The sequence below is a fragment of the Flavobacterium sp. UBA4854 genome (assembly GCF_002399805.1).
Classification (GTDB): Bacteria; Bacteroidota; Bacteroidia; order Flavobacteriales; family Flavobacteriaceae; genus Flavobacterium; species Flavobacterium ginsengisoli.
Genome location: NZ_DHEI01000035.1, coordinates 23,505 through 30,474, shown reverse-complemented (window position 1 = coordinate 30,474; position 6,970 = coordinate 23,505). Strand labels below are relative to the sequence as shown.

General features: G+C 31.9%; 8 protein-coding genes. 6 read left to right on the top strand and 2 right to left on the bottom strand.

Annotated features, from left to right (window positions below):
* The 3 genes from B3J44_RS04605 to B3J44_RS04595 form a co-directional block, all read left to right on the top strand.
* On the top strand, positions 1-390 hold a 390-nt coding region (locus B3J44_RS04605), incomplete at its 5' end, for an OmpA family protein (protein WP_286966095.1).
* 243 nt (positions 391-633) lie between these two features.
* On the top strand, positions 634-2,637 hold the full coding sequence (ligA, locus tag B3J44_RS04600) for an NAD-dependent DNA ligase LigA (RefSeq protein ID WP_286966094.1): 2,004 nt from the start codon (positions 634-636) through the stop codon (positions 2,635-2,637).
* On the top strand, positions 2,627-3,319 hold the full coding sequence (locus B3J44_RS04595) for a lysoplasmalogenase family protein (RefSeq protein WP_286966093.1): 693 nt from the start codon (positions 2,627-2,629) through the stop codon (positions 3,317-3,319). The genes ligA and B3J44_RS04595 overlap by 11 nt, the downstream gene beginning before the upstream one ends.
* On the opposite strand, the gene B3J44_RS04590 is transcribed toward B3J44_RS04595, so the two are convergent.
* On the bottom strand, positions 3,306-4,217 hold the full coding sequence (locus tag B3J44_RS04590) for a bifunctional metallophosphatase/5'-nucleotidase (RefSeq protein WP_198856103.1): 912 nt from the start codon (positions 4,215-4,217) through the stop codon (positions 3,306-3,308). The genes B3J44_RS04595 and B3J44_RS04590 overlap by 14 nt on opposite strands.
* A gap of 44 nt (positions 4,218-4,261) precedes the next feature.
* Positions 4,262-5,041, bottom strand: coding sequence for a 5'-nucleotidase C-terminal domain-containing protein (locus B3J44_RS04585; RefSeq protein ID WP_198856102.1), 780 nt, complete (start codon positions 5,039-5,041; stop codon positions 4,262-4,264).
* A gap of 47 nt (positions 5,042-5,088) precedes the next feature.
* Here B3J44_RS04585 and B3J44_RS04580 point away from each other — a divergent pair, with 47 nt between their 5' ends.
* The 3 genes from B3J44_RS04580 to B3J44_RS04570 all read left to right on the top strand — a co-directional run.
* Complete coding sequence (locus B3J44_RS04580; RefSeq protein WP_286966092.1) at positions 5,089-5,601, top strand: DUF6913 domain-containing protein; 513 nt, start codon at positions 5,089-5,091, stop codon at positions 5,599-5,601.
* Positions 5,602-5,614: 13 nt separating this feature from the next.
* On the top strand, positions 5,615-6,496 hold the full coding sequence (gene dapA, locus B3J44_RS04575) for a 4-hydroxy-tetrahydrodipicolinate synthase (RefSeq protein ID WP_286966091.1): 882 nt from the start codon (positions 5,615-5,617) through the stop codon (positions 6,494-6,496).
* Positions 6,497-6,635: 139 nt separating this feature from the next.
* On the top strand, positions 6,636-6,970 hold a 335-nt coding region (locus tag B3J44_RS04570; RefSeq protein ID WP_286966090.1), incomplete at its 3' end, for an outer membrane protein assembly factor BamD.

Below are 6,970 nucleotides of genomic sequence, written 5' to 3'. Positions count from 1 at the left end.
GATGATTTGGTTGTTAAAAAACAAGGAGTTGAAAAAGTTGATGTAAATCCAATTTATTTTGATTATAACAAGTACAATATCACACCAAAAGCAGTTGAAGAATTGTCTAAAGTTGTCTTTGTCATGCAGAAATTTCCAAACATTAGAATCAAAATTGAATCTCATACAGATTCACGCGGAAAAGATGCGTACAATTTAAAACTTTCAGACAATAGAGCAAAATCAACTCGTGATTATATTCTTTCGCAAGGTATAGATGCATCTAGAATCGAAAGCGCAATTGGGTATGGAGAAACTCGATTAGTCAATAGATGTAAAAATGGTGTAAAATGTTCTGAAGAAGAGCATGCGCAAAATAGACGTTCAGATTTTATCATTATTCAAAAATAATTTTATATTTTCGCTGTAAAGTATTGATTTTCAGTTTAAAATATAAAACGTCGAAACCATTTGGAAGTTGGTTTTTTAAATTCTTTTTTAAGAATAATGGACAAGGAGAGAATCAGACTGCATGAATTTGCAGTCTGATTTTTGATTTTCTAAAACTTTCATTTTTTCTGCATTTGAACAAAAATAAATTCTAATTTTGATATTCAGTTTTTCATTATTATAATCTGCAATATTTTACTATTTATGAGCATTCAAGAGACCATTCAAACATTACGAAATGAACTTAATCAGCACAACTATAATTATTATGTGTTAGACAATGCTACAATTTCAGATTATGATTTTGATATTAAATTGAAAGAACTTCAAGATTTAGAGAATAAACACCCAGAGTTTTTTGACGAAAATTCACCAACCCAAAGAGTGGGAGGAACCGTTACTAAAAATTTCAAAACAATCGCACACCAATACAGAATGTATTCTTTGGATAATTCTTATTCTAAAGAAGATCTTTTAGATTGGGAAAACCGCATTCAAAAAGTTTTAGGAAACGTAAACTTGCAATACACTTGCGAATTAAAATACGATGGAGCCTCAATAAGCATTACTTACGAAAACGGAAAATTAGTTCAAGCCCTAACACGCGGAGACGGTTTTCAAGGTGATGAAGTAACAAGTAATATCAAAACCATAAAATCAGTTCCGTTGCATTTAAAAGGAAACTATCCTGATAAATTTGATATTCGTGGAGAAATTATTCTTCCATTCGCTGGTTTTGAGAAAATGAACCAAGAATTAATAGAAATTGGAGAAACTCCATATTCAAATCCAAGAAATACAGCTTCGGGAAGTTTAAAGTTGCAAGATAGCGCTGAGGTTGCCAAACGTCCGCTAGAATGCTTGCTTTATTTTGTAATAGGAAACAATCTTCCATTCAAAACTCAATATGAAGGATTAGAATCTGCTAGAAGCTGGGGATTCAAAGTTCCTAAAGAAGCAAAATTAGTCAACAGCATGCACGAAGTTTTTGACTTTATTGATTATTGGGATGTGCATCGCCATAATTTGCCTTATGAAACTGATGGCGTTGTTGTAAAAGTTAACAGTATTCAGCATCAGGAAGAATTAGGTTATACAGCAAAATCGCCACGTTGGGCAATTGCATACAAATTTAAATCAGAACAAGTTTCGACCAAATTAAAATCAATTTCATATCAAGTTGGAAGAACTGGAGCAATAACGCCTGTTGCCAATTTAGAACCTGTTCAGTTAGCTGGAACAATTGTAAAAAGAGCTTCTCTTCATAATGCCGATCAAATTGAAAAATTAGACATTAGAATAAATGACACCGTTTTTGTTGAGAAAGGAGGAGAAATTATTCCAAAAATCATTGCAGTAGATTTAGAAAAACGACCAGAAGATTCAGAAAAGACATATTATATTACACATTGCCCAGAATGTCAAACCGAATTGGTTAGAAACGAAGGAGAAGCGAATCATTATTGTCCTAATTTTTATGGATGTCCTCCGCAGATTATTGGAAGAATTCAACATTATATTTCAAGAAAAGCAATGGATATTGAAGGACTTGGAGGAGAAACAGTGGCGCTGCTTTTCAAAAATAATTTAGTTCATAATTATGCCGATTTGTATGAATTAAAAGTAGAAGATATTCTTCATTTAGAAAGAATGGCTCAAAAATCAGCTGAAAACCTAGTAAATGGAGTTCAGAAATCAAAAGAAATTCCGTTCGAAAGCGTATTATTTGCATTAGGAATTCGTTTTGTTGGAGAAACAGTTGCCAAAAAATTGGCAAAACATTATAAAAATATAGATGCTTTGGCTCAAGCTTCTTTAATGGATTTAATTTTGGTTGATGAGATTGGAGAAAGAATTGCTAAAAGTGTTATCGAATTTTTCGAAAACGAGGAGAATAGAAAAATTATTGAACGTTTAAAAAGTTATGGAATTCAATTTGAAATTGAAGAAAAAATAAACCCAAATGCTACCGATAAATTTGTTGGAAAAACTTTTGTAGTTTCTGGCGTCTTTAGTCAATTTTCTAGAGACGAACTAAAGAAAACTATTGAAGATAACGGAGGAAAAGTAGGAAGCTCAATTTCTGCAAAAACAGATTTTGTAGTGGCGGGAGATAATATGGGACCAGCAAAATTGGAGAAAGCAACAAAGTTGAACATTACCATATTATCAGAAGAAGATTTTATAAACAAATTAAATGAAGCCTAACAAACCGTCATTAATTTTGTTCTTTTTTGGCTTGTTGTGTACAATCATTTTTGATTGGACAGAACAAGACTTTTTTGCAACATATGCAAAAGCGATTGTTCTCCCTGCTATTTTTATCTATTATTTAATTAGCAGTGAGTTCAAAATCGGAAAAATAGAAAGTTTAATTTTCTTCTTTTGTTTTGTTGGACAAGTTTATGATTTAATGGATGTTGAAAGTTCTGAAATTGGAGGTGTTCTCAGCTTTTTAATCGTTTACATTTTAATCGTCGTAATATTTATTCGGGAACACAAACGAATAAAGTTAACCAGAAGAGATATTCTGCCCATTTCTATTGTAGTTGTTTTTATCGTTTATTTATTAATCTCTGTTTTGAGCCTACAGCTGGACAGCATGAGAAAATTTATAATGATATACACCGTATACGGAATCGTTCTGAGTTTACTAAGCTATTTCTGCTTTGTTAGTTATATTACCAAAGGAACACACATAGCATTGCTAATGTCCCTTATGGCAATAAGCTACATTTTTTCTGATATCTTTTATATTTTTAATGAATATTTCTCGTATTCGGTTGTCTTAGTTTTAATACGAGATACAACTCAAATTCTAGCTTATTTCTTTATGGTAGAATACTTTTTAGAAAAAGCTAGAATTCAAAGAAAGACTATACAACAATAGTTGCACTTTGGTTGGTATGTGCTTTGTTTTTGTCAAAATAGAAATCGATACGACCTAAATTAATTCCGTAGCATCCAACTTGATTTACCAAAACATCTTTTCCATCCTTATTTTTTACAATTGTAGGTTTGTCTAAGAAAGTATGAGTATGTCCTCCGATAATTAAGTCAATATCTTGTGTTTGTTCAGCAAATGTCAAATCACTAATTTTTGTTGGATCATCTTTGTATTTGTAACCTAAATGCGAAAGGCAAATTACCAAATCACATTTTTGCTCTTTTTTCAAAAGCTTTGTCATATCTTGAGCAACTTCTACCGGGTTGTTGTAAACTGTTTCCAAGTATAACTTTTTATCTACTAAACCTTGCAATTCGATCCCAACACCAAAAACACCAATTTTAATTCCGTTTTTGTTAAAGATTTTGTACGGTTTTACATGTCCGTCCATAACCGTATTTTTAAAATCGTAGTTAGAGTTGATAAAGTCAAACGTTGCATGCGGAAGCTGAGCATATAATCCGTCAAGACCATTATCAAAATCGTGGTTTCCAATTGTAGAAGCATCATATTTCATCATACTCATTAATTTGAACTCCAGCTCACCCCCATAATAATTAAAATATGGAGTTCCTTGAAAAATATCTCCAGCATCCAATAAGAGTACATTCGGATTTTCTCTTCGAATTGTTTCAATCAATGCCGCACGACGAGACACCCCGCCTTTGTTAGGATTACGCGGATCATCAGCAGGAAAAGGGTCAATGTGACTATGCACATCATTAGTATGCAGAATTGTTAAATGCTTAATATCGTTACTTTCAAAACTGCTCAAAGACAATCCTAAACTCAATAGGGCAGTACTTGCTGCTGTTTTTTCGATAAACTCTCTTCTTTTCATTTTATATATTTTTTGCAGAAATGCTTTGCTTGTTTTATAATTTTTTATTCTTCTGTAATTCTGATATTTTTTGGAGCAACAACTGTGTCTACTTCTTTAAAATAATCAATTAGTACATCTCTTAGTTTGTAATTTAAATCAAACTTTTGAGTGCTTTTTGCAAAGAAAGTCATGCTGTCTCCTCCATTTGCCAAATAATCGTTTGTGGCAACGTAATACGTTTTGTTTAGGTCTAATGGCTTGCCTTGTATCATGATATTTTTTGCCTTGTTATCTTTTGTAATTGTAAAAGTCATTCCAGACAATGGCTGAGGTTTTTTCTCCTTAATAATATAAGCCGCAATTTCTAATATTTGTTCACCTTTTAAAGCCATAACAACCAAGCTGTTTTCAAAAGGCATAATTTCGAAAGCCGATCTTGTTGTAACATTTCCTTTTGGAAGAATAGCGCGAATACCGCCATGATTTAAAAGACATAAGTCAATATCTTTCTTTTCTCTAGCATTAAAAACAATGTTTCCTCTTTGCACACAAACATCTGCCATTAGGCTTCCAATTCCAGTTTGCCATTTTCCTGTGCTTTTGTCAAGTGTTTCAGGACAATAAGCCAAAACATTATCCAAATCCTGATTGATATGATCGCGATAAGGTTTAATAAAGTTTTCAATTTCAGAAGTTTCTCCAGCGTTTTCAGTAACTGGAACTTGTTTCCCTTCAATTTTTGTTAAATTGTAGTTATTCTTACTACATGAAGAGATTAAAAAAAGTGTTAAGAATATAACAAAAAGTTTTAAAAATCCGTTATACTTTTTTAGTTTTACCATTTTAAATGCAACTTAAATAATTAATTTTGTAATCTGGTAAAAGTACTATGTTTTTGAATTATATAAAGGAGTTTTTTGTAAAAAAATCATTAAATGTTAATTTAAATAATGAAAAAAGCGAAGTATTTACTAAAAACGTTCAAACGATTGGTTTATTGATAGATGAAAGCAATTTTGAATATTCAGAAGCACTAATAAAGGAGTTAACGCTTCAGGGAATCGCTTCAGAAAATATAAAAGTTGTTGCATACAAAGGAAAATTCAAGGAAAAAGAAGTCTATTCTCGCCCGACTTTTAGTAAAAAACACATGAATTGGAAGGGAGAAATAACGGAAGCTTTTTTAAATGAGTTTGTGAATTCAAAATTTGATCTTTTGCTGAGTTATTACAATGTCGAAAACAGTATTTTGATGTTAATTACGAGCAAGTCAAAAGCTAAATTCAAAATCGGATTTTCTGCTGTAGATCAAAGATTAAATCGCTTGATGATTAGTACAGAATTAAGAAACTATAAACTTTTCGTTTCAGAATTGTTTAGGTATTTAAAAAATATAAAATAAATTAATTAATAATATGCAATCATTGATAGGAACTGGTGTTGCACTTGTGACGCCATTTAAAAAAGATTTTTCAGTTGATATTGAAGCTTTACAGCGAATCGTAAACTTCTCTATAGATGGTGGAGTGGAATATCTTGTTGTGATGGGAACAACAGCAGAAAATGCGACCCTTACAACAGATGAGAAAGAGTTGGTTATAAAGACTGTAATCGATGTAAACAAAGGAAGATTGCCTCTAGTTTTAGGAGTTGGAGGTAATAATACTATGCAGATTGTTGAGGAATTAAAAACAAGAGATTTTTCTGCTTTTGAAGCGATATTATCTGTTTCTCCATATTATAACAAACCAACTCAGGAAGGAATTTATCAGCATTTTAAAGCAATCGCTGAGGCTTCTCCGGTTCCTGTAATTCTATATAATGTTCCAGGAAGAACTTCAAGCAACATGCTTCCTTCTACAGTAGTGCGATTGGCTAACGATTTTAAAAATGTTGTAGCCATTAAAGAAGCTGCTGGAGATATGGCTCAGGCAATGCAAATTATTAAAAACGCACCAAAAGATTTCTTGGTAATTTCAGGAGATGATATGTTGGCATTGCCGATCGTTTTGGCAGGTGGAGCAGGAGTTATTTCTGTAATTGGACAAGGTTTTCCGAAAGAATTTTCCGAAATGATTCGTTTAGGATTAAATAAAAAAGCAGTTGATGCGTTCAAAACACATTACTTTTTATCAGACAGTATCGATATGATTTTTGAGCAAGGAAATCCAGCCGGAATCAAACAAATCTTTCAAGCCCTTGGAATTGCTGAGAATACAGTTCGTCTTCCATTAGTTTCTGTTGATGATTCGTTAGCAACAAGACTAAACGACTTTGTAAAAAACAGCATTAAATAATTGTTAAAGTGCTAGTATTTTAAGATACTAAAAAATTATTTTGCAGTAGCTAAATTAATAACTAAATTTGCCACCGAAACTTCGGTGCAATTTCACTTTGGCATAAAATTGTCTGAGAGATTGTAATAACAGTAAGAAAATGAAAAAAACACTATTGCTTTTAATTGTTGTAACTCTTTTTTATTCTTGTGGAGAATATCAAAAAGCGTTGAAAAATGAAGATGTTGCAGCAAAATTTGAAATGGCAACAAAAATGTATGATGCTGGTAAATACACAAAAGCGATTCGTCTTTTTGAGCAATTAGCAACTTCATATAGAGGTAAACCTCAGGCAGAAAAACTGTTTTATATGTTTTCGCAGTCATATTATAAAACAAAGCAATATTATTTAGCTGGTTATCAGTTTGAAGCTTTTGTTTCAGGATATCCACGAAGTGAAAAAGTTCAAGAAGCTGCTTTTTTAGGAGCATATAG

Coding starts and splice junctions, on each gene's coding strand:
- B3J44_RS04590 (WP_198856103.1), bottom strand. CDS start 4,217: ATGAAAAGAAGAGAGTTTATCGAAAAAACAGCAGCAAGTACTGCCCTA.
- B3J44_RS04585 (WP_198856102.1), bottom strand. CDS start 5,041: ATGGTAAAACTAAAAAAGTATAACGGATTTTTAAAACTTTTTGTTATA.
- B3J44_RS04580 (WP_286966092.1), top strand. CDS start 5,089: ATGTTTTTGAATTATATAAAGGAGTTTTTTGTAAAAAAATCATTAAAT.
- ligA (WP_286966094.1), top strand. CDS start 634: ATGAGCATTCAAGAGACCATTCAAACATTACGAAATGAACTTAATCAG.
- B3J44_RS04595 (WP_286966093.1), top strand. CDS start 2,627: ATGAAGCCTAACAAACCGTCATTAATTTTGTTCTTTTTTGGCTTGTTG.
- dapA (WP_286966091.1), top strand. CDS start 5,615: ATGCAATCATTGATAGGAACTGGTGTTGCACTTGTGACGCCATTTAAA.